Origin of the sequence: Staphylococcus sp. MI 10-1553, assembly GCF_010365305.1 — a bacterium.
GTDB lineage: Bacteria > Bacillota > Bacilli > Staphylococcales > Staphylococcaceae > Staphylococcus.
In genome coordinates, this window is the sequence record NZ_CP048279.1 from 963,838 (window position 1) to 988,373 (window position 24,536).

Genomic DNA, 24,536 nt, shown 5'->3' on the forward strand with positions numbered 1-24,536 from the left:
TCAATATGAATTCAGAGTGTATGTGTCTTGGATACATAAAACTGGGTGGTACCACGGAAGAGATTTCGTCCCAATAGTGCGGGCGGAGTCTTTTTTATTTGTGTACGATGTGATTGAGGACAAAAGACACATCCGACATTTGACATGATGAAGTGCGATAAAGAGGTTTCAGTATGAATGTCGTTAAAGAATCAAAGGAGGAATGACAATGGTGCAAAATGAAGCAATGATTCAAATTAAAAATGAAGCAATGACTGATATTGAGCAAGCACAAGATGAAAAAGCGTTACAAGATGTAAAGGTCAAATATTTAGGTAAAAAAGGTCAAGTGACAGGTCTTATGAAACAAATGAAAGACTTGCCGAAAGAAGACAGACCGGCTTATGGCCAAAGTGTCAATGAAGTGCGTCAAGCGATTGAAGGGGCGATTGCTGAACGTCAAACGCTACTAGCTGAAGCACAATTAAACCAACAACTTGCAGAAGAGTCGATTGATGTGACATTACCAGGGCGTACAGTCGCTACAGGGGCACAACATCCTTTAACACGTACAGTTGAAGAAATTGAAGACTTATTTTTAGGTTTAGGTTATGAAATTGTGACAGGTTTTGAAGTAGAACAAGATTACTACAACTTCGAAGCACTCAACTTACCGAAATCACATCCAGCTCGTGATATGCAAGATAGTTTTTACATTACTGAAGAGGTATTATTACGTACCCACACGTCACCTGTACAAGCGCGTACGATGGAGCAACGTAACGGTCAAGGTCCAGTGAAAATCATTTGTCCGGGTAAAGTGTATCGTCGTGACTCTGATGACGCGACACATAGTCATCAATTTACACAAATCGAAGGACTCGTTGTCGACGAAAATATTAAAATGAGTGATTTAAAAGGGACACTCGAATTATTAGCGAAATCGCTGTTTGGTGCAGATCGTGAAATTCGTTTACGTCCAAGTTATTTCCCATTTACTGAGCCGTCTGTTGAAGTTGACGTATCATGTTTTAAATGTAAAGGGAAAGGCTGTAACGTGTGTAAACATACAGGCTGGATCGAAATTTTAGGGGCAGGTATGGTGCATCCGAACGTACTTGAAATGGCAGGTTTTGATTCGAAAAAATATTCAGGCTTTGCGTTTGGAATGGGACCTGACCGTATCGCGATGTTGAAATATGGTATTGAAGATATTCGCCATTTCTACACGAACGATATTCGTTTCTTAAATCAATTTAAAGCAGTAGAAGATAGAGGTGAACAACATGTTAATATCTAAAGAATGGCTAGAAACATATGTCGATTTAGATGTCTCAATTGAAGCGTTGGCTGAACGTATTACGCGTACAGGAATTGAAGTTGATGATATTCAAGACTTTACGAAAGAGATTAAAAATTTAGTTGTAGGTTATGTTGAAGAAATTGCACCACATCCAGATGCAGATAAACTTAACATTTGCCAAGTGAATATCGGTGAAGCAGCATCTGTACAAATTGTTTGTGGTGCTCCAAATGTCGGCGCAGGTCAAACAGTCATCGTCGCAAAAGTAGGGGGTCGTTTGCCGGGTGGTGTTAAAATTAAACGTGCCAAATTACGTGGTCAAGTGTCTGAAGGTATGATTTGTTCACTTCAAGAAATTGGTCTGCCAAGCAATGTTGTACCAAAAGTGTTTGAAGGAGGGATTTATCAATTTTCTACTGCCATTGAACCAGGTACAGATGCGTTAAAAGCGCTATACTTAGATGACCAAATGATGGAATTTGATTTAACACCAAACCGTGCGGATGCATTAAGTATGATTGGAACAGCTTACGAGGCAGCAGCATTGTACGATAAACAAGTTCGAAAACCAGAAACAACAGTAACAGCACAGGCGAAAGCAGCGCATGAGACATTAACAGTCAAAGTTGAAGATACGACACAAGTCCCTTACTACAGTGCACGCGTGGTTGAAAATGTACAAATCGCACCTTCACCTGAATGGATGCAAGCACGTTTAATGAAAGCGGGCATTCGTCCAATTAATAACGTCGTTGATATTTCAAACTATGTCATGTTAGAATACGGTCAACCATTGCACATGTTTGATAAAGATCACATCGGTTCAAACGATATTGTAGTTCGACTTGCACATGAAAATGAAAAAATGACAACTTTAGATGATCAAGAACGCGAATTATTATCAAGCGATATCGTCATTACGAATGGTCAACAACCCATTGCACTTGGTGGTGTAATGGGTGGCGATTTCTCTGAAGTGACGCCGGAAACAAGAAATGTCGTCGTTGAAGGGGCGATTTTCAACCCAGTTGCGATTCGTCATACATCACGTCGTTTAAACTTGCGTAGTGAATCATCAAGCCGTTTTGAAAAAGGCATTGCGACAGAATTTTTAGATGAAGCTGTGGATCGAGCATGTTATTTACTTGAAACATTGGCACAAGGTCAAGTGTTAGATGGCCGTGTGACAGATGGTGATTTAGGTGCATTAGTAACAGATATTACAATTACAGCTGATAAAGTGAATCGTACAGTCGGTTTCGATTTAACAGAAGAGGATATCGTGCGTGTATTTGAACAACTCGGCTTTAACACAGACATTACGAATAACGACATTCATGTAAAAGTCCCATCACGTCGTCGTGATATTACGATTGAAGCGGATTTAATTGAAGAAATCGCACGTATTTACGGTTATGACAACATTCCATCGACGTTACCAATATTTGAAGATGTGACAAGTGGTGCACTGACTGACCGTCAACGTAAAACACGTGTTGTGAAACGTACATTAGAAGGTGCAGGTTTATCACAAGCGATTACGTATTCATTAGTGGACCGCGAACGTGCAACATCATTTACAACAGCAGCACATCAAACAGTTGAGTTGTTAATGCCAATGAGTGAAGCCCATTCAACATTACGTCAAAGTTTAATTCCGCATTTGATTGACGCAACACAATATAACGTTGCGCGTAAAAATCAAGATATTGCACTTTATGAATTAGGAAATGTCTTTTTCGGTCAAGAAGGCGAAACATTACCAGAACAAGTAGAATACTTAAGCGGGATTATGACAGGGGAATACGTATCGAATCCATGGCAAGGCAAAAAAGAAGTCGTTGATTTTTATCTTGTTAAAGGTATGGTAGAGCGTGTTGCTGACCAACTCGCATTACACTTTGACTATGAAACAACACAAATCGATGAGCTTCACCCAGGTCGTACAGCTGCAGTCATTTTAAATGGGGAGGCGATTGGTTTTATTGGTGAATTACATCCAATTGTAGCGAAAACATATGATTTAGGTCGTACGTATGTTTTTGAACTTAACTACGAAAAAATCATGCAACAATCAGTCGGTTATATTAACTATCAACCAATTCCGAAATTCCCAGGCGTGACACGTGACATTGCACTTGTTGTAGCGTCAGAAGTACGTGCCGCAAGCCTCATTCAAACAATTCATCAAAATGGCGGTTCTATTTTAAAAGACGCGCATGTGTTTGACGTTTACGAAGGCGAGCATATGGAAGCAGGCAAAAAATCAGTCGCAATTCGTTTAGCTTACTTAGACGAAAATAATACTTTAACAGAAGAACAAGTCACAAAAGTACACGAAGCAATCCTTGCAGCGTTAGAAGCACAAGGCGCAACACTACGAGGATAAAAAACGATAATAGGAAACACCAAGTAACGAGTGAAGTTGCTTGGTGTTTTTTTGAGTTGTTTTGTTTTAAGAAGAAACGTTGATGTTTGAAGTAATATCGTCGTTTTTAGAATGATTGGCAACAGTGATCACATTCAAGTTGCTCATAACGAAACAATGCTTTTGCGATGTCATTCGCTTCATCTAAGTTTAATATTTGATAGGGTCCGGTAAATTGAACTTGCTCGAGATAGTATTTGATATTTTGTGGACTCGTGAAAAAGTGAATATAAGGGCAACATTCAAGATTGCAATTCTCTTTTTGAGTGATGATTTGTCCATTTTTGACTGCGAGGTGGATCGGTACATGTGTCAACGCATCTTCACTTTTAATCGTAATATCCTCATGAATCGTATAGTAGACGCCAATCGCATCAATAGCACACATCGTATAAACCGGTATTGCACTTTTCTTCGTATACACGAGCTTATCCGTCGGTTGAAGAGATATCGGTTAAATCGACACCAACGCGCCATTTTCTGCAACCACAACATTTTTGGCAATGAGTGGTTGGAATTCAAGCGTTACTGTGATACTTTCCACAGGATTGTTACAAATTTTATCAATGATTTCCAGTCTTAAATCATTTTCCTCTTGAGTTAAGCCATGCGTAAAATTCAAGTCAATCCCTCAAATCGTAATTATTTTGATTTATTATACATGGAACGCAACTTTAAGTAAATTTAAAAGCTACTGAAAATATAAAATTCATAAAGCAGCCACAAATATGGCATCGTAAAGAGGAGGATGATGTGAAAGTAAAATACAGCTATGAGAATAGTGGATTCAACGAAATGTAGAAAAGCAGAAAAGCACCAAAGATTGTACGACGCCTGTGTAAACCGTGCAAGACTCCTGAGGGAATGAGTGCATACTGCTAACATTTACTGCTTTACATTAAATAGTGGTTATTGTTTATCGCAGTAGCTGTCTGACTTCTCAATACGCATGCTTTTGAGAAGTCTAGTCATCCTTGCGGGGTCAGGTACTACGAAATCTTTGTTGTACATGAGATTTTTGTACTGCTCCCAAAATCCAATTCGGCTACCTCCAAATGTACACTCTAATCAAGCCGAATTGAGTTGAAGGGCCAGCCCCTAGGAAAGCGCCGCACGGTTCAGTAATCAAAGGTTGCAAATTCTAATGTCAACAAGTGTTCCTTACACCAATCCAAGGTGCAATGACTACTGTTAACAGTTATTCCTCACACTCAATCAATGCTTTGGATTCACAAGACACATCGCTTTATTTCGATTACTAAAATGACTTTTACTCATCCCATCAAGCACCTCAAGCCCATACTTCTCAATCACCTTTGCCGCAGTTACATCCACCTTATGACTCGCCCCTTTCAAAATCTCCATACGATAACGTTTCGACAACTGATCCATATGTTTCACAAAAGCATACCGTGAAATGATACTCGCCGCTGCAATCGCCAATGATTTCGACTCACCTTTCGTCTCAAATTGCGTTTTCTGGCGTTCTGGAATCGCACCTAACGCATAATGTTCATAGACCTCTTGTTTCGCAAACTGATCAATGACAATATAATCTACTTCAGATGCATCTACTTTTTTCAATACATTTTTAATACATTCGTTATGTAAAACAGCTTTCATTTTAACTTGTGACCAGCCTAATTGTTTGCGCTCGTTATATTTTGGGTTATCTAATACGAGTAAAGAATGGGGTAAGAATGAAACGAGTTGTTCGGCTAAGGCAACAATTTTTTTATCGGTTAAACGTTTGGAATCATCTACACCCAATTCTTTCAATACAGGGATATGCTGTGCAGAAACGTAACACGCACATACAGTTAATGGTCCGAAATAATCTCCGCTGCCTGCTTCATCACTGCCGATACAACTATGTGAATTGTAACGAATTTGATGTGTAGGCGTTGTTTGTTTCTTTTTTGATGTCGACTTCACAGGGGACTCGCTTTTAGAGTGGCCAATCAGTTTGTTCCATAGCGCTTCTGCATTTTTACCTTGAAACATTACTTTTTGTGAGTTGTAAATACTGATTGTGACCCCTTCATATTTCGCTCTTGCGCGCATGCCAGTAGGGAGGTCTTGCGTATCGGGTTGAAGTCGTTGTATGAGTTGCTCAATTTCATTTGGATTGAGCTTTTTAACAATGTGGGTCATTTGATCACTCCAGTTATTTTTTTACTTTCAAATGGTAACATAGAATCATATCGACGGAAACAATGAATGATACACAAATAAGCCTAACTCGTGTATAATGTACCATGACAAATCAAAAAGATAATAAGGCTAGGTGAGTGAAGATGGGTGAGTTTAAAAACCGAATCAATGTAACGATTAATAATCAAAACTATACGATTTTAGGGGAAGACGATCCTGAACGCATTCGTTATGTCGCTGACTTAGTAGATGGTAAAATTCGAGAGTTGGGACGTAGAAACGCAGGACTTGATTCTGTGCGCAAAGCTGTACTAACTGCGGTCAATGTGATGCACGAACTCGTGTTATTAGAAGAAGAAAATGCACTGTTACGAGAAGAAATTCAACGTTTAAAACATAGAGGACACTAATGTGTATCTACTATTTATTATAATCGTCTTGCTGTTTTTTGCAATGACAGGATTTCATAGAGGTTGGAAAGTCAGTACGTTACATTTGGGTAGTACATATTTTTCTTTATGGGTTGCAGCTCAATTTTATCAACCACTCAGTCATTATTTTAGGTTGTTTATTCCTTATCCACGAACTGTCGCATATGATACCCAATTTGCTATGAATATCGCGCAACCAGAAATGCGGTTCAATTATGTTATCGTATTCCTTTTGCTTGTGTTGATTGTGAAAACGATGCTGTATTTTGCGATTGGCAGTTTTAATGGTGTGTTTGCATTGCAACGCCCCGGATGGTCCAGTAGAATAATAGGCGCATGTCTCGCTTGTTGTTCAGGTATCATTTTTATCCATTTTACTTGTTATGTTACAGCATTGTATCCGAATGAGATGATACAATATGCACTTGCACAATCACAAGTAGCCCAATGGTTCATTAACGGTATTCCATTTTTATCAGAATTTACATTGAATTTGAAATAAAACAGACGAACGAGGCTGAGACTGATATGTGTTGTCACATGGTTTCACCCTCTTTTTTAATGAGGTGATGAGATGACTAAGAAAGATGTTATTCGTTTATTAGAAGAAATCGCAACTTATATGGAGTTAAAGGGAGAAAATACGTTCAAAGTCTCTGCATATCGTAAAGCTGTCCAAAGTTTAGAAGCAGATGAACGTACAATGAATCAAATAGAAGATGTGACAGAATTAAAAAATATCGGCAAAGGTGTAGGTGAAGTCATCAACACATTTTTAAAAACAGGGGAATCACCTACACTGAATGCCTTAAAAGAAGAAGTGCCTAGTGGTTTAATTCCATTATTGAAAATTAAAGGGCTTGGAAGTAAACGTATTGCACGACTCTATCAAGAACTCAATATTACGGATAAAGATTCATTTCAAAAAGCGGCTGAAAATCATGAAATTAGTGCATTAGACGGCTTTGGTAAGAAGACAGAAGAAAAATATATAGAAGCCGTTCGTGAGTTAGGTGCGAAAAAAGAGGCTTATCCGATTGACACGATGAAAGGATTAAACGCGCTCATTACAAAGCATTTACAGTCGATAGAAGCGATAGAACGTTTTGAAGTGGCGGGTAGTTTTCGTCGTAAGAAAGAAATGAGTAAAGATTTAGACTATATTATTAGTACAAATGATCCGCTTGAAGTTCAACAGCAACTGTTAGCGATACCTGAAAAAATGGAAGAGGTCGCTGTTGGGAAGACTAAAGTATCACTGGAACTTGCCTTTGATGACGAAACCATTAGCGTTGATTTTCGTTTGATTGAACCTGCTGCATTTTATCATACGTTGCAACATTTTACGGGTTCTAAAGATCATAACATTCGCATTCGTCAAATTGCGAAACAAACGAACGAAAAAGTAAGTGAATACGGCATCGAACAACCGGATGGCACATTACTACAGCTAGATAGTGAAGCGGCGATTTATGAACATTTTGGCGTGAAATGGATGGCGCCAAGTATGCGTGAAGACGGTACAGAATTTGATAAAGATTTATCAGAAATTGTCACACTCGATGACATTAATGGTGATATCCATATGCATACGACGGCGAGTGACGGTGCATTTTCATTGAGAGAAATGGTTGAAGCGAACATTAAAAAAGGCTACCAATTTATGTGTATTACGGATCACTCACAAAGTTTACGTGTGGCGAATGGTTTATCTGTTGAGCGCTTATTGAAACAAAATGAAGAGATTAAAAAGTTAAATGAAGAATACTCAGAAATTGATATTTATTCGGGTACAGAAATGGATATTTTGCCTGATGGTCGTTTAGATTACGATGATGAAGTGCTCGCACAACTCGATTATGTCATTGCGGCGATTCACCAAAGTTTTAATCAATCAGAAGAAGAGATAATGAAGCGATTGGAAGCAGCATGTCGTAACCCTTATGTTCGCCACATTGCACATCCGACTGGTCGTATTATCGGACGTCGCGAAGGTTATGCACCGAATATGACAAAGTTGATTGAGTTATGTCGTGAAACAGGGACAGTGCTTGAAATTAATGCGAACCCGAAACGTTTAGATTTAAGTGCAGAAGTGTTACGACAAAATCCAGGTTTGAAAGTAACGATTAATACAGATGCGCATCATGTGGACCATTTAAACTTTATGAATTACGGTATCGCTACAGCGCAAAAAGGCTTCGTCAAAAAAGAGGACGTGGTGAATGCGATGTCTCGAAAAGCATTCAAACAATTTATAACGCAACCCAAATCTGTTGAATAGAAATTGAGGGATTGGATGAAACAAAAAACTTTAGAAATATTGGAATTTAATAAAGTTAAGTCATTGATTGAGCAAGAGGTCATCAGTGATTTAGCGATTGAAAAAGTAAAACAATTAGTGCCAGCGTCTGATTATGAGACGGTTGTCTATCAAATGAATGAAGTGGATGAAATTTCACAAATCTACAATCAATATCGTTTGCCAAGTATGAGCGGTTTGTCACGCGTGCAACCGTATATTAAGCGTTCGCAAATTGGTGGGACATTGAACGTACAAGAACTGAATGCGATTAAAGCGTTAATTCAAGTTCAAAATCAGTTTAAAACGTTTTATAACCAACTTGTAGAAGATGAAGAAACCATTAATTATGAAATTTTGAATGGGCAGATGCAGCAGTTACCTGTATTGACGCATTTATACCAATCAATTCATCAAAAGTGTGATATGCAAGACTTATATGATTCTGCAAGTATGGAGTTACAGTCGATTCGGAGCCGGATTGCTAAAACGAATCAACGTGTCCGTGCACAATTAGATCGTATGGTGAAGTCCACAAGTAATCAGAAAAAGTTATCCGATGCAATTGTGACGGTGAGAAATGAGCGCAATGTTATTCCTGTGCGTGCAGAGTATCGCCAAGATTTTAACGGGATTGTACATGATCAATCTGCTTCAGGTCAAACGCTATATATCGAACCTTCTGCAGTGGTCGAGTTGAACAATCAAATCAGTCGTCTAAGCAGCGAGGAAGCAACGGAAGTTCAACGTATTCTTGCTGAGTTAACGGCCGAAGTAGCAGAAGAAGCTGAAGCATGTCTTATCTCTGAACAAGTGATGGGTCATTTAGATTTTCTTATTGGGAAAGCGCGGTATGCTGCTAAAATTAAAGGGACAAAACCGACATTTTCAGAACAACGCCAAGTGTATTTGCCGAAAGCATTTCACCCGTTACTGGACCGAGAAACGGTAGTGGCGAATACGATTGAATTTGAGTCGTCTATTCAAACTGTCATTATTACCGGTCCGAACACTGGTGGTAAAACAGTCACATTGAAAACGTTAGGCTTAATTATTCTGATGGCGCAGTCTGGCTTGTTAATTCCAACGTTAGACGGCAGTCAGTTAAGCGTGTTTGATAACGTCTTTTGTGACATTGGTGATGAACAGTCGATTGAGCAATCATTGTCTACATTTTCTTCTCATATGAAAACGATTGTGAATATTTTAGAAGAAGCCAATGATAAAAGCCTGATTTTATTTGATGAGCTTGGTGCTGGGACTGATCCGAGTGAAGGTGCGGCACTCGCGATGAGTATTTTAGATCACGTACATGGTATGGGTGCGCTTGTTATGGCAACGACGCACTATCCTGAATTGAAAGCGTACAGTTACAATCGCGAAGGTGTCATGAATGCAAGTGTGGAATTTGATGTGGACACTTTAAGCCCGACTTACAAACTTTTAATGGGTGTGCCAGGGCGTTCGAATGCATTTGATATATCGAAACGTTTAGGCCTCGGTTTAAAAATCATTAATCATGCGAAATCCATGATTGGTCAAGATGAACAAGAAATTAATGAAATGATTGCGTCGCTCGAAAAAAATGCGAAACGTGTGGATGATCAACGAATTGAACTTGATCGACTTGTCCGTGAAGCTTCACAAATTCATAATGACTTATCGCGTGCATATGAACAGTATCAAAATATGGCATCCCGTTTAATTGAAGAAGCAAAAGATAAGGCGAATCAGCGTGTCAAAGCAGCGATGGAAGAAGCGGATGATATTTTAAAATCGTTACGTGACATGCGCGATCAAAAAGGTGCTGAAGTAAAAGAACACGAGCTCATTGATCAACGTAAACGCCTAGAAGATCAATATGAAGCGAAATCAATTAAACAAAACGTGCAAAAGCAAAAATGGGATGAAATTAAAGCAGGTGACGAAGTAAAAGTACTTTCTTATGGTCAAAAAGGGGAAGTGCTTGAAGTGTTGAGTGATGAAGAAGTGGTCGTTCAAATGGGCATTATTAAAATGAAATTACCATTAAGTGACCTTGAGAAAAAAGAAAAGGCAAAAGAGCAACCGAAAAAAGTCGTCACACGTACGAATCGTTCCACTGTAAAAATGGAACTGGATTTAAGAGGCTATCGTTACGATGAAGCGATGGTTGCACTCGATCAGTATCTTGATCAAGCCGTGCTCAGTAACTATGAAGATGTTTATATTATTCACGGTAAAGGGACGGGTGCATTACAAAAAGGCGTGCAACAACATTTGCAACGTCATAAAAGTGTTGCTACGTTCAGAGGTGGCATGCCAAGTGAAGGTGGATTTGGAGTCACAGTCGCAACATTGAAATAATTGAGCAATGATAATGAAATCATGCATACAATTTGTTATAATTTTAACATCACACGATATTTAAGGAGGAAACTTCCTATGGCAATAATAGAAGTGAAAGATTCTAATTTTGACGAACAAATTCAATCAGGTGTTAAGTTAGTAGACTTTTGGGCAACTTGGTGTGGCCCATGTAAAATGATTGCACCTGTATTAGAAGATTTAGCAGGTGACTACGAAGGTAAAGCTGACATTTTAAAATTAGATGTTGACCAAAACCAAGCAACAGCAGCAAAATTTGAAGTTATGAGTATTCCAACATTAATCGTATTTAAAGACGGTCAACCAGTAGACAAAGTTGTTGGATTCCAACCAAAAGAAAACTTAGCACAAGTATTGGATAAACACGTATAATCTCATATTCACTTTTATTAAAATAAATGAATTTAAAAAGTTAGAATATCAAATTACAGTTATTTTATTAAATGGAAAGCGCAGTCGGTGATAAGTGACTCCGCGTGCTTGTAAATATGAAGTGAGTCACCGTTGCGGGAGTGAAACAGTCATTGAAGTATTGCTATGACGTTCGTTTCACTCCTTTTCGTTGTTTGAAATTACGATGGTGTTATTTGACGAGGATGTTTAAGGTAGGAGATGTAAAGAAGGTGAATGATGCATGGAGGAGACCCAAAGTCGAATTAAACAAAAGCTAGGCGTTTTACCGATGGAGCCGGGTTGTTATTTAATGAAAGATCGGCAAAACCAAGTGATATATGTTGGGAAAGCGAAAAAGCTAAGAAATCGTGTGCGGTCTTATTTTACAGGAGCTCATGATACAAAGACGACGCGTTTAGTGCGAGAGATTGTTGATTTTGAATATATCGTGACCTCAAGTGAAACGGAATCATTGTTGCTTGAGCTGAATTTAATTAAAAAATACCAACCGCGCTATAATATTTTACTCAAAGATGACAAGAGCTATCCTTTTATAAAAATCACGAAAGAACGCCATCCGAAATTAATTGTGACGCGAACAGTGCGTAAAGGGAGTGGGAAATATTTCGGTCCTTATCCGAATGCCTACTCCGCACATGAAACGAAGAAGTTGTTAGATCGTATTTATCCATTTCGAAAATGTGATAAAATGCCAGACCGCTTATGTTTGTATTATCATATTGGGCAATGTTTAGGGCCGTGTGTTTATCCCGTTCAGCAAAATGAATATGAGCGCATGACGAAAGAAATCACCGAATTTTTGAATGGTGAAGATAAGACCATCTTAAAAAATTTAGAAGAGAAAATGGTCAAGGCGAGTGAAAATTTAGAGTTCGAGCAGGCGAAAGAATATCGTGATTTGATTCAACACGTGAATAATTTGACGAAAAAACAAAAAATTATGTCTGTCGATCAAACGGTGCGAGATGTATTTGGCTATTATGTCAATAAAGGTTGGATGTGTATTCAAGTGTTCTTTATTCGACAAGGGAATTTGATTGAACGTGAAGCGACGATGTTTCCGTTACAACAAACGCCTGAAGAAGAATTTTATACATTTATCGGTCAATTTTATCAACTGAATCAACATTTTTTACCTAAAGAAGTGCACATTCCGAAACAATTAGATGTAGAAATGGTGCATTCTGTCGTGGATACGAACATCGTCACACCGCAACGAGGACAGAAAAAGCAATTAGTGGATATGGCAAATAAAAATGCGCGTATTTCATTAGAGAATAAATTTGAACTGATTGCGCGTGATGAATCTCGTACGGTGAAAGCAATTGAACAACTTGGTGATGCGATGGGGATACAAACACCGATTCGTATTGAAGCTTTCGATAACTCTAACATTCAAGGTGTGGACCCTGTATCAGCAATGGTGAGCTTTGTAGACGGGAAACCGGATAAAAAAGGGTATCGTAAATATAAGATTAAATCTGTTGAAGGGCCAGATGATTATAAATCGATGCAAGAAGCCGTACGTCGCCGTTATACACGTGTACTGAATGAAGGATTACCGTTGCCAGACTTAATTATTGTTGACGGTGGGAAAGGTCACATGTCGAGTGTGACTGATGTCCTTGAAAATGAACTTGGATTAGACATTCCTATTGCAGGTCTTGCGAAAAATGATAAACATCAAACGTCAGAATTATTATATGGAGAATCAGCACAAGTAGTCCCATTAAAGAAAAACAGTCAAGCGTTCTATTTATTACAACGCATTCAAGATGAAGTCCATCGATTCGCGATTACTTTCCATCGTCAAACACGACAAAAGACTGGACTACGCTCGATTTTAGATCAAGTTGAAGGTATTGGTCCAAAACGGAAGACAAAATTATTGCGTACATTTGGTTCAATTAAAAAAATGCGTGAAGCATCTGTAGAGACACTACAAGAGGCGGGATTGCCGAAAAAAACGGCTGAGGTCCTTTTTAAAACATTGCAAGAGGAAGGCTAGATAAATTCGGGTATGAGAATCATTCTCATACCCAAATTTGTCACAATTAATGTTACAATAATAGAGAGTTGATTTCTTTTTTTTTACATGATATGCAAACGTTTTCTCGACAGCCAACTACAAAAAGAAATCAAAAAAATTAATAGTATTGCAGGGGGGACTTCCTTTGGCACATTCAAAGAACCAATTCTACCTTAGACGTTTACATTCGTTACTTGGTGTCATTCCGTTAGGTGGCTTTTTACTCGTTCACTTAATGGTTAACCATCAAGCAACTCAAGGGGTGGAAGCATTTAATAAGGCGGCAGGCGTGATGGAGTCGCTACCATTTTTATATGCTTTAGAGATTATCATGATCTATATTCCAATTTTGTATCATGCAGTCTACGGCGTACATATCGCGTTTACAGCTAGTCACAACATCGGGCATCATTCGTATATGCGAAATTGGATGTTCTTATTTCAACGTATTTCGGGCATTTTAACGTTTATTTTCGTAATGATTCACATGTGGCAAACACGCATTCAAAAGTTTTTTGGCCAAGAAGTGAACTACGATATGGTACATGATATCGTATCGAATCCTATTTGGTTAGTGTTCTACATCGTATGTATCATTGCGGTGGTATTCCATTTCTCAAATGGTTTATGGTCATTTTTAGTAACTTGGGGCATTTTGCAATCACCAAAATCACAAAAAGTATTCACTTGGGTATCACTTGTCATCTTTATTGTGGTGACATACATCGGTGTAAGTGCAATTTTAGCTTTCGTATAAACGTTTAATCATTTCAGGGGAGTGACAATTCTATGGCAGAGAAGAAAATTATTGTTGTCGGAGGCGGTCTTGCCGGTTTAATGTCAACAATTAAAGCAGCGGAACAAGGGGCACATGTTGATTTGTTCTCGATTGTTCCAGTAAAACGCTCTCACTCAGTATGTGCACAGGGCGGTATTAACGGAGCGGTAAATACAAAAGGTGAAGGTGACTCTCCGTGGGTTCATTTTGATGACACAGTTTACGGTGGAGACTTCTTAGCGGATCAACCGCCTGTTAAAGCAATGACTGAAGCAGCACCACAAATCATCCATTTATTAGACCGTATGGGTGTCATGTTTAACCGTACAGCTGAAGGACTTTTAGATTTCCGTCGTTTCGGTGGAACATTACATCACAGAACTGCATTCGCAGGGGCAACGACAGGTCAACAATTATTATATGCATTAGATGAACAAGTGCGTAGTTATGAAGTGGATGGACTTGTTACAAAATATGAAGGATGGGAATTTTTAGGTATCGTAAAAGATGATGACAATGCGGCACGTGGTATTGTCGCGCAAAACATCACAACTTCTGAAATTCAATCTTTCGGTTCTGATGCAGTCATTATGGCAACTGGTGGTCCAGGTATCATTTTCGGTAAGACGACAAACTCTATGATCAACACAGGATCAGCTGCGTCTATCGTATATCAACAAGGGGTCAAATACGGTAACGGTGAGTTTATCCAAATTCACCCAACAGCCATTCCTGGTGACGATAAATTACGTTTAATGAGTGAATCAGCACGTGGTGAAGGTGGCCGTATTTGGACGTATAAAGACGGTAAACCTTGGTATTTCTTAGAAGAGAAGTATCCTGATTATGGTAATTTAGTTCCTCGTGATATTGCGACACGTGAAATTTTCGATGTCTGTGTGAATCAAAAGCTCGGTATTAACGGTGAAAACATGGTATATCTTGATTTATCACACAAAGATCCACATGAATTAGACGTAAAACTAGGTGGTATCATCGAAATTTACGAAAAATTCACAGGTGACGATCCACGTAAAGTACCAATGAAAATCTTCCCAGCAGTACATTACTCAATGGGTGGTCTATATGTAGATTATGATCAAATGACGAACATTGACGGTTTATTTGCAGCAGGGGAATGTGATTTCTCACAACACGGTGGTAACCGTTTAGGTGCCAACTCGTTATTGTCAGCGATTTATGGTGGTACTGTTGCAGGACCAAATGCTGTTAAATATGTAGAAAACATTGAAAAGTCATACGTTGACATGGATGACAGCATGTATCAAAAACGTGTGGATGAAGAACAAGCACGTTTTGACAAGTTGTTAAACATGAAAGGTTCTGAAAACGCATATAAATTGCATCGTGAACTTGGTGAAATTATGACAGCGAATGTTACAGTAGTTCGTCATAATGACAAATTGTTAGAAACTGACAAGAAAATTGTTGAATTGATGAAACGTTACCAAGATATTGACATGGAAGATACATCGCAATGGAGTAACCAAGCCGTATTCTTCACACGTCAATTGTGGAACATGCTTGTGTTGGCGCGCGTAATTACAATCGGTGCTTATAATCGTAATGAATCTCGTGGTGCGCACTATAAGCCAGAATTCCCAGAAAGAAATGACGATGAGTGGTTAAAACACACATTAGCTGAATATAAAGGTCCAGATGCACCACCAGAATTTACTTACAAACCTGTTGATGTCAGCTTAATCCCACCTCGTAAACGTGACTACACAAGTAAGTCAAAAGGGGGTAAAAAATAATGGCAGAAACACTAGAGAAACAACAAACATCACAACAAGCACAAAATAGCACTTCAAATAGAACAATCAAATTAATTATTAAACGACAAAAGGATCAAAATTCATCACCATATGAAGAATCTTTTGAAATTCCTTATCGTGAAAATATGAATGTTATCGCAGCATTAATGGAAATTCGTCGTAACCCAATCAATACAAAAGGTGAAAAAACAACACCTGTGACATGGGATATGAACTGTTTAGAAGAGGTCTGCGGTGCATGTTCAATGGTCATTAACGGCAAAGCACGTCAATCATGTTCGGCGATTATCGACCAACTAGAACAACCGATTCGTCTTGAACCGATGACGACATTCCCAGTAATTCGTGACTTACAAGTAGATCGTACGCGTATGTTTGATAACTTGAAACGTATGAAAGCATGGGTTCCGATTGATGGTACGTATGACTTAGGTCCTGGTCCACGTATGCCAGAGAAGAAACGTCAAACAGCATACGAATTATCAAAATGTATGACGTGTGGCGTATGTTTAGAAGTATGTCCAAACGTGACAAAAACAAATAGTTTCGTCGGAGCTCAAGCCATTTCTCAAGTCCGTTTGTTTAACTTACATCCGACTGGTGCAATGACAAAAGACGAACGTTTAGATGCGTTAATGGATCAAGGCGGTTTACAAGCTTGTGGTAACTCACAAAACTGTGTACAAGCTTGTCCAAAAGGTATTCCGTTGACAACTTCTATTGCAGCAATGAACCGTGAAACATCATTCCATATGTTCAAATCATTCTTTGGTTCTGATTATGAAGTAGAATAAGTATATTAAAATGGCGCATGTTCTTTATAGAGCATGCGTTATTTTTATGAGAATATGTCTATTTCGTATGTAAGTGCGCATTGAATGGCACAACAATATGTAGATGTATATCATATCATCTGTGCAATGAATATCAATAAATATTTAAAATGGTATCTTTCGGTGTATTTTTACGAAATGCCAGATTGTTCAACTTCATATTAGATGTGATAAAATAAAAAGCAATAATGAACATGAATAGGATGAAAGAGATGGATAGACCAATTGGAGTTATGGATTCAGGAGTAGGGGGACTCACGGTAGCAAAAGAAATCATGAGACAACTCCCCAATGAAACCATTTATTATTTAGGGGATGTCGGTCGTTGCCCATACGGTCCTCGAGATCAAGAAGAAGTTAAAAAATTTACAATCGAAATGGCCAATTATTTAGTACAGTATGATATAAAAATGCTTGTCATCGCATGTAATACGGCAACAGCTGTCGCATTGGAGCCATTACAAGAACAGTTGAAAATTCCAGTAATCGGCGTCATTGAACCCGGTGCGAGAACAGCGATTATGACGACAAAAAATCAAAATGTCCTCGTACTTGGCACAGAAGGAACGATTAAATCAGAAGCTTATCGCACGCATATTAAAAAAATTAACCCGCATGTCGATGTTTACGGTGTGGCATGTCCAGGATTTGTGCCATTAGTAGAAGAAATGAAGTATAAAGATCCGACGATTACAAATATCGTCATTCATCAAACATTGAAAAGTTGGCGTCAAACAGAAGCGGATACGATTATTTTGGGATGTACACATTATCCGTTACTGTATCAACCAATATTTGATTATTTTGGAAAGACCAAAACCGTTATTTCATCAGGGTTAGAAACAGCGAGAGAAGTAAGTGCGCTCCTCACATTTAGTCATGAACATGCCCATTACACACCGCAACCGAAACATCGCTTTTTTGCGAACGGAGAAGTACGACATATGACTTATATTATTCAAGAGTGGCTCAAAATTGACGCTGAAGTTGAAAGAATTCAGTTAGGATAGGAGAGGTATATATGGCAGATATCGTCATTGCATCATCGAATCAGGGGAAAATTAATGATTTTAAAGTCATTTTTTCAGAAGACAATGTCATTGGAATCAACGAGATAATTGAAGATTTTGATGTTGAAGAAACAGGCACGACATTTGAAGAAAATGCCCGCTTGAAATCGGAAGCAGCCGCAAAGCTACTTAATGCAACGGTGATTGCTGATGATAGCGGCTTAGAAGTTGAAGCTTTAAATGGTGAACCGGGTGTCTATTCAGCACGTTATGCAGGATTACAAAAAAGTGATGCAGCGAATATTGAAAAAGTGCTTAAAGGATTAGAAAATGAAGAGAATCGTGCAGCCCGCTTTGTTTGTGTAATTAGTATGACGACAGCAGCTGGAGAAACAACAACGTTTAAAGGGACAGTTGAAGGAGAAATCACGTTAAGTCAGATTGGTGAAAATGGTTTTGGTTATGATCCTATTTTCTTAATTCCTGAACATCAAAAAACAATGGCCCAACTAACTGCCGAAGAAAAATCAGAAATCAGTCATCGTCGTAAAGCCATTGATTTATTAAAAGCATATATTGAGGGTGAGGGGAAATGAAGAAACTTATCGTACTGAGTGACAATCATTCAGAAACCGGCATTTTATATGATGTGTATCAACAACATGAAGACGCTGATGCATTTTTCCATTTAGGTGATTCAGAATTTAAATATAATGATACAGAGTTAAGTCTATTTCAACGTGTAAAAGGGAATATGGACTTTTATCCTGAATTTCCTGACAATAAAGTCGTATCAGTTGGCAATTATCGTATATTTTTCACACATGGGCATCTTTATGGGGTAAACAGTTCACGTCAACAACTTGCACAGGCCGCGATTGCGCATGAGGCGGTCATTGCATTGTATGGCCATACACATGTCGCAAAATATGAACAAATTCACGGCGTGCATGTCATCAATCCAGGGAGTATTTCACAATCACGGAGCGACATTGAAGAAACGTATGCTGAAATCGTATTAGATGGTATGGTCAGTTTTGTGAACTTCCGCAATCGTAACCATGAGATCATTGACACAGTGACATTTCAAACTGAAACATAAATCAATCAGTAGTACAGTGTTAGAACTCAAATCTTTCATTGTACTGCTTTTTAATTGGTGAAAACAAAAAGAAACCCTACTTACTATTCATTTGAAATGAAGAGTAGTAGGGTTATGTTAGAGGTGAGAATCGGAATGAAGATATGTATCTCCATTAGTATGATTCAGCCTCAAACTCAGTCAAACGGTGTCTTATTTGTTACCGAATAAACCTTTCAAGAATTCGATAACTTTTTTAATTAAGTCGATGATAAACATGTCGATTCACCTCCTAATGTTTGATTAATGTCATTATAAATCACGTAAGCGATTAATTTTCGAAAAGTCCTTAAGTTGTTTAAATTCATTCGCAACTGTTCAAATAATAAAAAGTTCAGACAGTTGTGCATGCCGAATTGTCTAGAAAATGAAAGGCTTCCGTTTATTTCGAGTATTGTTGACATGATGAAGACGTGGAAAAACAATAAGGATTCGAAAAAATTTTCGGAAAATGAATTTTTAAATAGCTTCAATGTTCCTTTTTGTGTATTTAACTTTAGAAGCCGCAATATCGAGAAAATAGAGAAGTATAGACTATAAAATATGAATAATAGAGACGTTGAATTATAGTTTGGAACCTTATATATTAAGTATTAAATAGTAAGGTGTGCAAGGTCAGTAGATCTAAAAACACCGTTATACCCACGTTGATAGTTACGTGATATAACGGTGTTTTATCAAACTTAAAAATATTTAGCGTCCTGGAGAGTGGGTACAGTTTGACCAATTTATTAAAGATACAAAAAATAAAATGTGGTGGATACGTTTTAATTATGTTGCTGATGGTGCAAACAAAAAAGATAAATTCTTTATGCCGATTGGAGAAATTACGGATAAAGATGCAAAGTTATTAAAAGAAAAAGCACTGTGGGGTACAATAAAAATTAAATAGAAAGGTTGGTTTTTATTACCATATATTCACATCTTTCTTAAATTAACCCTTTTGAATATTAATTTTATTCTTATGCCTCATCTGTTATTGTTGTAACAATTGGGGCGCTTTTTTTGTTGCTAAGTTCATACTATATTACATTAAGGGTAGTCATTGCGACTGCCCTGTTTTTTTATAATTTCGGGGACGTTTAGCATAAAATACGAGTTTCAACAAAAGCTAACGAAATACAACAAAATACCGTCATATCAACGTTTTGAGTTACGTGATACAACGGTAGAAAAACGAAATATAGCTGATTAGCGTCCTGGGAGGGATTCGAACCCCCGACCGATGGCTTAGAAGGCCATTGCTCTATCCAGCTGAGCTACCAGGACATTTTCAACACAAGGATAATTATAACGAATTGGACATTATAAATCAATATAAGCTTAAGAAAAAAATTAAACATTTAACACCTAAAACAAAATATTACAATAAATAGATATGCAGAGTCATCATTTTTTATTACCACAATTGTCTATCATGAAATTGTAAATTAAATTTCATCATCAAATCAACCTTTCTTAATTTAAAAATGTTTTCCACGCTTCATCAGTTTCAAGCTTCGGTGTCGTCACATGATTCCCAACAACATGGCTTTGTGTCGCTTTACTTTCTAACTGACGCTGTACTTCTTGATTCACCATCGAAACAAAGCTATCTACAGCTTCTTTTGTTGCTTCAGCTGTATCTTGAACGACCATATTCAATAAAGATTCAGGGGCTTGCATGCCTGCCTCACTAAACATCGCCATCGCTTCTTGACGCATCTTGTATGACTCAAGTTGTTGCTTATATGCATCACGTTCTTTTTCAGCCTTTTCAAGCTCGTATTGATGCTTTTGTTCGGCGTTCATCTTACGCAATTTATCAGCTTCTTTTTGCTTCTCAGCTAACTCATCTTGAATCTGTTGACGCATCTCTTTTGTACGACGTGCCATTTCTTCATTCACACGATCATTCACTAACTTAAGTTGCACTTCAGTCAACTGTTCCGTATCTTTCGTTTCCTCAGTCGAATCGCTATTTTCTACAGTATTATCTGTTTCCGTATTTTCTTCAGTACCCGCATCATTAAAAAATTGTAACTTCAACTTGAACCATTGTTCTTTCATATTTTCGCACCTCATTTAAATCTACTCTTGCAAGTTTAATGTCATTGCATGGTTTGGACTACACTTGCATCTTTTAACGCCATAAGCATGGTTTGGGCATAAAAAATAGCCACTGCAGCACAGTCGCTTAAAATTCAGTAAAAAAAGAACACCTTAACCATTTTTATCGGTTAGGTGCATGATTACCATCCAACGAGTTGTTCTATTGGGTAAGTATCTTGCTTGACATTGTCTTTAACTCTATGAAATGCATGTCCTAGATACATATCAAAATTACCCTCTTCATATTCAGACTTTTTTACATAAATCACTTTTTGCGTTTTGATATCCATTGTAATACGTCCTGGTTTTTCTCTATTTTCAGGTGAATAGTCATAAGTAACACTATTACTATCCTTATGGACTAACCTTAGAGTTAACATGTTCATACACCCTTTCTTTATGAATTATTATTTTCTAGTTCTTTAATCGCTTCATTGTAATTGTATTTTTTCTCAACAATATCGTGTGCTTTATCGTAATTATAATTATACTTATTCATCAGATAATGTTCAAGTGCCTCATGTCGTAGCATTAATATATCTATTTTTTTAATATGTTTACCTTCTCTTAATCTCATCCAACTATTCGCCATATAAAAATCTGGATAAAAATTACTATACCCTGATGCTAATTCATATTTATTTTCAAACATATGTTCATACACACGCTTTATTGTTGATTCCCTGAAACCTGTGTTTTTAGCCACTATTTTTATTTCTGAGTTCTTATTTCTATACAACACAGATTTATAATATCTCTCAGCGTGTGCAGTCCTTCTTTCCATATATGGATCATTTATATTATTTAATGCTCCGGACTCTCTTTTAAGACCGTCCTCATCCCTCAATCGATACTTCCCTTGTCTATCTTTGAAGAACTTGTCACGCCAGTTCCCTACATGTGGTACCGTCGTGCTTCGACAATGGGGATGCATCGGCGGGGCATTGACACCAGGCACCATGTCTTTCACTTTAAAAACTTTTTATCATAATGACGACTGATTTTAGACGTCTTTTCATCACGTTTCGCCACAAACTCATATTCCGCATCGTCGCCCATCGTTTCTAAATAGTGCATTTTCTGTGCTTCTGTTTGCACACGTGCAGCTTCGGTAATCAATAGCCTTTTTGTATTAGCGACTGTCTGCTGTTGCTTCTTACGTATCTCCGGCACAAACTCATACGGATGACGCCCACGTAACATCACATGGCTTGCCATCCGCTCAACATCTTTTCTGAGTTCATCTTGATTATTCCAAAGCCTTTCTAATACGTAACTTTCTCAAAGTGTGATTAACAAAGACCGATTCTCTATGGAAACATCATAAAATAAAAAAGTGCACCTTAACCTTTTTATCTGTTAGGTGCAATATTACCATCCTATAAATAGGGCTTCAGGAGATTCATTATTTTTAATGTTTGCCCTTATTTCATAAATCGCATGTCCGATATACAGACTTATGTCTTTATCGTATTCCGTTTTTTCAACACTAAGCACTTTTAAGTTATCAATCCCTATAGTAATTCTCCCTGACACTTTTTGGTTGTTAGGATAATAATCATAAGTCACGCTTTTTTCGTCTTTACTCACTAACTTCAAATCTAACATTGTTCTCTATCTCCTTTTTATTATAATTAAGTACGCTCTGTTTAAATTGTCAGAAAAATATAGAAGAAGTATTAGAGAGTATAAGAGTATGTCACCTGAGGAAAAAAGAAAAATTGAAGACGGGTTTATAGAATACGTGAAAGAAAGGAGTCCGATATTAAGGAATGTTGGTGACGAGGCGTTAAGACATAAATTTAAAATGATGTCGAATTTTATCGATATTAGCGAGGAGTAAATAGTTGATGACGCAATATCTAATCACTACATTCACAGACAGCACAGGACAAACGTTCACTGGAGTAACTAAGGCTAGATACAATCAAACGTTTACTTTTGTACTTGCAGAAATTGAACCTCTCATGACTAAAGTCACGAGATTCTTGGGAATAGAGCATACTTGTATGTATATTTCTTTACTAACAGAGGAAAGTAATTTATTAGAGTATCAACAGTTCGAAAGCTACATTGATGTCGATGATGAAATATTAGGTAATTTACAAGATATTATGTACAACATTGTTTCGGTAGACAACTGGAGAGAAAGCTTTGAGGAGGCTAAAAATAAAAAGCCATAAAGACTTTTTATTTTTCAGCAATAAGCACCTTGATTCCTAAATATAAATTTTTAATCACATAGAAAGCTGCAGCTATAACAAAAATAATACCCAATATAAACATCATATCTGAGTAATTATTGTTATTATATATACCGAAAATTATAGTGGATAATCCAAGAAAAACGATTGGCAGAAAATGATAAAGCAAAGCTCTTTTAGCGTTGTTCGATGTCTCCCCACTAGATAAAATCCAAATTGCAATTGGAAAGATAAATGGCGCAAAAAAGACACTGAAGTAACATAAAGAAGAAAGGATTTTATTTGACGACATATTCATTTCAACACCTCCTAGTTTATATTGCAAACGTATCATGTGAGGTTGAAAAATGCTAATGAAAAGTTAATATCTTACAAAATTGTAAGGTGAAAAAAGGAATGCTGAATAAAATGTTAAAAATATTGTTCTATATCGCAATGTACGAGTTAGGCAAATATATGACTGAACAAATATTAATTAAATGCATATCTAATAATGACGTCGAAGCACTCAAAGACTTTACACAAAATGATCACATCCATTTAAACAACTTTAAAGCAGAGGTGTCGGATTGATGTCTTTAAGAAAGTCAACTGTTAATTATTTAGAAAGTGAATTGCATAATTATCCCTATATCGACAAAGACATTAATAGAGTTAGAGAGGAAGTGCTACATCCCTGGTCTCCGGGAGATGAAAATATAGGTGGTGGACGTTCTGGAGAGAATTTATGCGTAACAGAAATAAAAGCGACACGCGTTGTAAATGATAGACGTTTAGCACAGTTGACTAGATTAAAAGTATCTATAGAGGTTGTATATAACATGACTACTGATGAAGGGTGCAAGTTAATGGATTTATATTATTTTGCGAAGCCTAGAAAACTTAATTTAACAGGGGTCGCTGATACTTTACACATTAGTAAAACCGTTGCGTATGACTTACGTAAAGGTATATTGTCGATGTTAGCTGATGAATTAGGGATTATTCATTGAGTGGAAAAATTCCGGAAAAATAGCATCACTTAACGTGTTATTATGTTAGTGTATAGAAATGTACGACATGATGATTTGTGTTTCTGTCTACGATGAACTTTTGTTGCTTATTCATTGTATTCCTCCTTTTGATAATATAATCGTGAAGGCGTCCTAGAGGCGTCTTTTTTGTGCGTTGTTATGAATTACACAGTGTGTGATTGATATGAGTATATAACTCAAATGAAATATCGAACTAGGGCATCTTAATTGCTGTGTCTTTTTGTCATTAAACCCTTAAC

General features: G+C 37.4%; 26 protein-coding genes, 1 tRNA gene and 2 pseudogenes. 19 read left to right on the forward strand and 10 right to left on the reverse strand.

The features are described from left to right. Positions 1-208 precede the first annotated feature (208 nt). Both pheS and pheT read left to right on the forward strand, forming a co-directional pair. Positions 209-1,279, forward strand: coding sequence for a phenylalanine--tRNA ligase subunit alpha (gene pheS, locus GZH82_RS04190; protein WP_019166363.1), 1,071 nt, complete (start codon positions 209-211; stop codon positions 1,277-1,279). Beyond that, positions 1,266-3,671 (forward strand): phenylalanine--tRNA ligase subunit beta, encoded by a 2,406-nt coding sequence (gene pheT, locus GZH82_RS04195; protein WP_162681448.1) that lies wholly within the window; start codon positions 1,266-1,268, stop codon positions 3,669-3,671. The genes pheS and pheT overlap by 14 nt, the downstream gene beginning before the upstream one ends. 106 nt (positions 3,672-3,777) lie before the next feature. On the opposite strand, the gene merB is transcribed toward pheT, so the two are convergent. The 3 genes from merB to rnhC all read right to left on the reverse strand — a co-directional run bounded on the left by merB (position 3,778) and on the right by rnhC (position 5,864). Further along, positions 3,778-4,134, reverse strand: coding sequence for an organomercurial lyase (gene merB / locus GZH82_RS14180; protein WP_238989638.1), 357 nt, complete (start codon positions 4,132-4,134; stop codon positions 3,778-3,780). Positions 4,135-4,164: 30 nt separating this feature from the next. Beyond that, the gene (locus GZH82_RS14185) at positions 4,165-4,332 is read right to left on the reverse strand and encodes a hypothetical protein (RefSeq protein ID WP_238989639.1); all 168 of its coding nucleotides are present in this window, start codon (positions 4,330-4,332) and stop codon (positions 4,165-4,167) included. A gap of 593 nt (positions 4,333-4,925) precedes the next feature. Further along, a complete protein-coding gene (gene rnhC / locus GZH82_RS04205; RefSeq protein ID WP_162681449.1) occupies positions 4,926-5,864 on the reverse strand; it encodes a ribonuclease HIII in 939 nt (312 codons plus the stop codon). A gap of 143 nt (positions 5,865-6,007) precedes the next feature. On the opposite strand from rnhC, the gene zapA reads away from it, so the two are divergent. The 12 genes from zapA (at position 6,008) to GZH82_RS04265 (ending at position 18,929) form a co-directional block, all read left to right on the forward strand. Next, positions 6,008-6,274, forward strand: a complete 267-nt coding sequence (gene zapA, locus GZH82_RS04210; RefSeq protein WP_162681450.1) for a cell division protein ZapA — start codon at positions 6,008-6,010, stop codon at positions 6,272-6,274. A 43-nt stretch (positions 6,275-6,317) separates the two neighbouring features. Next, a complete protein-coding gene (locus GZH82_RS04215) occupies positions 6,318-6,797 on the forward strand; it encodes a CvpA family protein (RefSeq protein WP_238989640.1) in 480 nt (159 codons plus the stop codon). 72 nt (positions 6,798-6,869) lie between these two features. Beyond that, positions 6,870-8,579: a DNA polymerase/3'-5' exonuclease PolX gene (gene polX, locus GZH82_RS04220; protein WP_162681452.1), complete on the forward strand. Its 1,710-nt coding sequence runs from the start codon at positions 6,870-6,872 to the stop codon at positions 8,577-8,579. Positions 8,580-8,594: 15 nt separating this feature from the next. Further along, a complete protein-coding gene (locus tag GZH82_RS04225; protein WP_162681453.1) occupies positions 8,595-10,943 on the forward strand; it encodes an endonuclease MutS2 in 2,349 nt (782 codons plus the stop codon). A 78-nt stretch (positions 10,944-11,021) separates the two neighbouring features. Continuing rightward, the gene (trxA, locus tag GZH82_RS04230) at positions 11,022-11,336 is read left to right on the forward strand and encodes a thioredoxin (RefSeq protein WP_162681454.1); all 315 of its coding nucleotides are present in this window, start codon (positions 11,022-11,024) and stop codon (positions 11,334-11,336) included. Positions 11,337-11,598: 262 nt separating this feature from the next. Continuing rightward, positions 11,599-13,386 (forward strand): excinuclease ABC subunit UvrC, encoded by a 1,788-nt coding sequence (uvrC, locus tag GZH82_RS04235; RefSeq protein WP_162681455.1) that lies wholly within the window; start codon positions 11,599-11,601, stop codon positions 13,384-13,386. Between the two features lie 166 nt (positions 13,387-13,552). Beyond that, positions 13,553-14,164, forward strand: coding sequence for a succinate dehydrogenase cytochrome b558 subunit (locus GZH82_RS04240; RefSeq protein WP_162681456.1), 612 nt, complete (start codon positions 13,553-13,555; stop codon positions 14,162-14,164). 32 nt (positions 14,165-14,196) lie between these two features. Then, positions 14,197-15,963 (forward strand): succinate dehydrogenase flavoprotein subunit, encoded by a 1,767-nt coding sequence (gene sdhA, locus GZH82_RS04245; RefSeq protein ID WP_096596146.1) that lies wholly within the window; start codon positions 14,197-14,199, stop codon positions 15,961-15,963. Continuing rightward, the gene (gene sdhB, locus GZH82_RS04250; protein WP_162681457.1) at positions 15,963-16,778 is read left to right on the forward strand and encodes a succinate dehydrogenase iron-sulfur subunit; all 816 of its coding nucleotides are present in this window, start codon (positions 15,963-15,965) and stop codon (positions 16,776-16,778) included. Before sdhA ends, sdhB begins: the two co-directional genes overlap by 1 nt. A 251-nt stretch (positions 16,779-17,029) precedes the next feature. Next, the gene (gene racE / locus GZH82_RS04255; RefSeq protein ID WP_162681458.1) at positions 17,030-17,827 is read left to right on the forward strand and encodes a glutamate racemase; all 798 of its coding nucleotides are present in this window, start codon (positions 17,030-17,032) and stop codon (positions 17,825-17,827) included. Positions 17,828-17,838: 11 nt separating this feature from the next. Continuing rightward, positions 17,839-18,423 carry an XTP/dITP diphosphatase gene (locus GZH82_RS04260; RefSeq protein ID WP_162681459.1) on the forward strand — a complete coding sequence of 195 codons (585 nt, stop codon included), beginning with the start codon at positions 17,839-17,841 and terminating at the stop codon, positions 18,421-18,423. Then, positions 18,420-18,929, forward strand: a complete 510-nt coding sequence (locus tag GZH82_RS04265) for a YfcE family phosphodiesterase (RefSeq protein ID WP_162681460.1) — start codon at positions 18,420-18,422, stop codon at positions 18,927-18,929. The genes GZH82_RS04260 and GZH82_RS04265 overlap by 4 nt, the downstream gene beginning before the upstream one ends. A gap of 192 nt (positions 18,930-19,121) precedes the next feature. Here the strand turns inward: GZH82_RS04265 and GZH82_RS14585 are convergent, their stop codons facing one another. Next, complete coding sequence (locus GZH82_RS14585; RefSeq protein WP_095658924.1) at positions 19,122-19,187, reverse strand: epsilon family phenol-soluble modulin; 66 nt, start codon at positions 19,185-19,187, stop codon at positions 19,122-19,124. Positions 19,188-19,719: 532 nt separating this feature from the next. Here GZH82_RS14585 and GZH82_RS04275 point away from each other — a divergent pair. Further along, a complete protein-coding gene (locus GZH82_RS04275; protein ID WP_238989641.1) occupies positions 19,720-19,860 on the forward strand; it encodes a hypothetical protein in 141 nt (46 codons plus the stop codon). Positions 19,861-20,163: 303 nt separating this feature from the next. Here GZH82_RS04275 and GZH82_RS04280 read toward each other — a convergent pair. From GZH82_RS04280 to GZH82_RS04305, 5 genes and pseudogenes are all read right to left on the reverse strand, one after another. Further along, a tRNA-Arg gene (locus GZH82_RS04280) sits at positions 20,164-20,237 on the reverse strand. A 189-nt stretch (positions 20,238-20,426) separates the two neighbouring features. Beyond that, the gene (locus GZH82_RS04285; RefSeq protein WP_162681461.1) at positions 20,427-21,017 is read right to left on the reverse strand and encodes a DUF4355 domain-containing protein; all 591 of its coding nucleotides are present in this window, start codon (positions 21,015-21,017) and stop codon (positions 20,427-20,429) included. A gap of 182 nt (positions 21,018-21,199) precedes the next feature. Next, positions 21,200-21,439 (reverse strand): hypothetical protein, encoded by a 240-nt coding sequence (locus GZH82_RS04290; RefSeq protein ID WP_100002396.1) that lies wholly within the window; start codon positions 21,437-21,439, stop codon positions 21,200-21,202. Positions 21,440-21,456: 17 nt separating this feature from the next. Then, positions 21,457-22,325, reverse strand: a pseudogene (locus GZH82_RS14190) (minor capsid protein); the annotation flags it as partial. Between the two features lie 105 nt (positions 22,326-22,430). Continuing rightward, entirely contained in the window at positions 22,431-22,667 is a 237-nt protein-coding gene (locus GZH82_RS04305; protein WP_162681462.1) for a hypothetical protein, read from the reverse strand. A gap of 88 nt (positions 22,668-22,755) precedes the next feature. Here GZH82_RS04305 and GZH82_RS14590 point away from each other — a divergent pair, with 88 nt between their 5' ends. After that, on the forward strand, positions 22,756-22,902 hold the full coding sequence (locus GZH82_RS14590) for a hypothetical protein (protein WP_457853107.1): 147 nt from the start codon (positions 22,756-22,758) through the stop codon (positions 22,900-22,902). Between the two features lie 7 nt (positions 22,903-22,909). Next, a pseudogene (locus GZH82_RS14595) lies at positions 22,910-23,014 on the forward strand (DUF1381 domain-containing protein); the annotation flags it as partial. 235 nt (positions 23,015-23,249) lie between these two features. On the opposite strand, the gene GZH82_RS04315 reads toward GZH82_RS14595, so the two are convergent. After that, complete coding sequence (locus tag GZH82_RS04315; RefSeq protein ID WP_162681463.1) at positions 23,250-23,561, reverse strand: hypothetical protein; 312 nt, start codon at positions 23,559-23,561, stop codon at positions 23,250-23,252. Between the two features lie 98 nt (positions 23,562-23,659). Here GZH82_RS04315 and rinB point away from each other — a divergent pair, with 98 nt between their 5' ends. Together rinB and GZH82_RS04325 are read left to right on the forward strand one after the other, a co-directional pair. Then, positions 23,660-23,836 (forward strand): transcriptional activator RinB, encoded by a 177-nt coding sequence (gene rinB / locus GZH82_RS04320; RefSeq protein WP_162681464.1) that lies wholly within the window; start codon positions 23,660-23,662, stop codon positions 23,834-23,836. Further along, positions 23,836-24,255 (forward strand): transcriptional regulator, encoded by a 420-nt coding sequence (locus GZH82_RS04325; protein ID WP_162681465.1) that lies wholly within the window; start codon positions 23,836-23,838, stop codon positions 24,253-24,255. The genes rinB and GZH82_RS04325 overlap by 1 nt, the downstream gene beginning before the upstream one ends. Positions 24,256-24,536: the final 281 nt, after the last annotated feature.

Coding starts and splice junctions, on each gene's coding strand:
- sdhB (WP_162681457.1), top strand. CDS start 15,963: ATGGCAGAAACACTAGAGAAACAACAAACATCACAACAAGCACAAAAT.
- GZH82_RS04275 (WP_238989641.1), top strand. CDS start 19,720: ATGTGGTGGATACGTTTTAATTATGTTGCTGATGGTGCAAACAAAAAA.
- rnhC (WP_162681449.1), bottom strand. CDS start 5,864: ATGACCCACATTGTTAAAAAGCTCAATCCAAATGAAATTGAGCAACTC.
- GZH82_RS04225 (WP_162681453.1), top strand. CDS start 8,595: ATGAAACAAAAAACTTTAGAAATATTGGAATTTAATAAAGTTAAGTCA.
- GZH82_RS04290 (WP_100002396.1), bottom strand. CDS start 21,439: ATGTTAACTCTAAGGTTAGTCCATAAGGATAGTAATAGTGTTACTTAT.
- uvrC (WP_162681455.1), top strand. CDS start 11,599: ATGGAGGAGACCCAAAGTCGAATTAAACAAAAGCTAGGCGTTTTACCG.
- zapA (WP_162681450.1), top strand. CDS start 6,008: ATGGGTGAGTTTAAAAACCGAATCAATGTAACGATTAATAATCAAAAC.
- rinB (WP_162681464.1), top strand. CDS start 23,660: ATGCTGAATAAAATGTTAAAAATATTGTTCTATATCGCAATGTACGAG.
- pheS (WP_019166363.1), top strand. CDS start 209: ATGGTGCAAAATGAAGCAATGATTCAAATTAAAAATGAAGCAATGACT.
- GZH82_RS04325 (WP_162681465.1), top strand. CDS start 23,836: ATGTCTTTAAGAAAGTCAACTGTTAATTATTTAGAAAGTGAATTGCAT.
- GZH82_RS04260 (WP_162681459.1), top strand. CDS start 17,839: ATGGCAGATATCGTCATTGCATCATCGAATCAGGGGAAAATTAATGAT.
- GZH82_RS04285 (WP_162681461.1), bottom strand. CDS start 21,017: ATGAAAGAACAATGGTTCAAGTTGAAGTTACAATTTTTTAATGATGCG.
- GZH82_RS04305 (WP_162681462.1), bottom strand. CDS start 22,667: ATGTTAGATTTGAAGTTAGTGAGTAAAGACGAAAAAAGCGTGACTTAT.
- pheT (WP_162681448.1), top strand. CDS start 1,266: ATGTTAATATCTAAAGAATGGCTAGAAACATATGTCGATTTAGATGTC.
- racE (WP_162681458.1), top strand. CDS start 17,030: ATGGATAGACCAATTGGAGTTATGGATTCAGGAGTAGGGGGACTCACG.
- GZH82_RS14590 (WP_457853107.1), top strand. CDS start 22,756: ATGTCACCTGAGGAAAAAAGAAAAATTGAAGACGGGTTTATAGAATAC.
- sdhA (WP_096596146.1), top strand. CDS start 14,197: ATGGCAGAGAAGAAAATTATTGTTGTCGGAGGCGGTCTTGCCGGTTTA.
- polX (WP_162681452.1), top strand. CDS start 6,870: ATGACTAAGAAAGATGTTATTCGTTTATTAGAAGAAATCGCAACTTAT.
- GZH82_RS04215 (WP_238989640.1), top strand. CDS start 6,318: ATGACAGGATTTCATAGAGGTTGGAAAGTCAGTACGTTACATTTGGGT.
- GZH82_RS04265 (WP_162681460.1), top strand. CDS start 18,420: ATGAAGAAACTTATCGTACTGAGTGACAATCATTCAGAAACCGGCATT.
- trxA (WP_162681454.1), top strand. CDS start 11,022: ATGGCAATAATAGAAGTGAAAGATTCTAATTTTGACGAACAAATTCAA.
- GZH82_RS04315 (WP_162681463.1), bottom strand. CDS start 23,561: ATGAATATGTCGTCAAATAAAATCCTTTCTTCTTTATGTTACTTCAGT.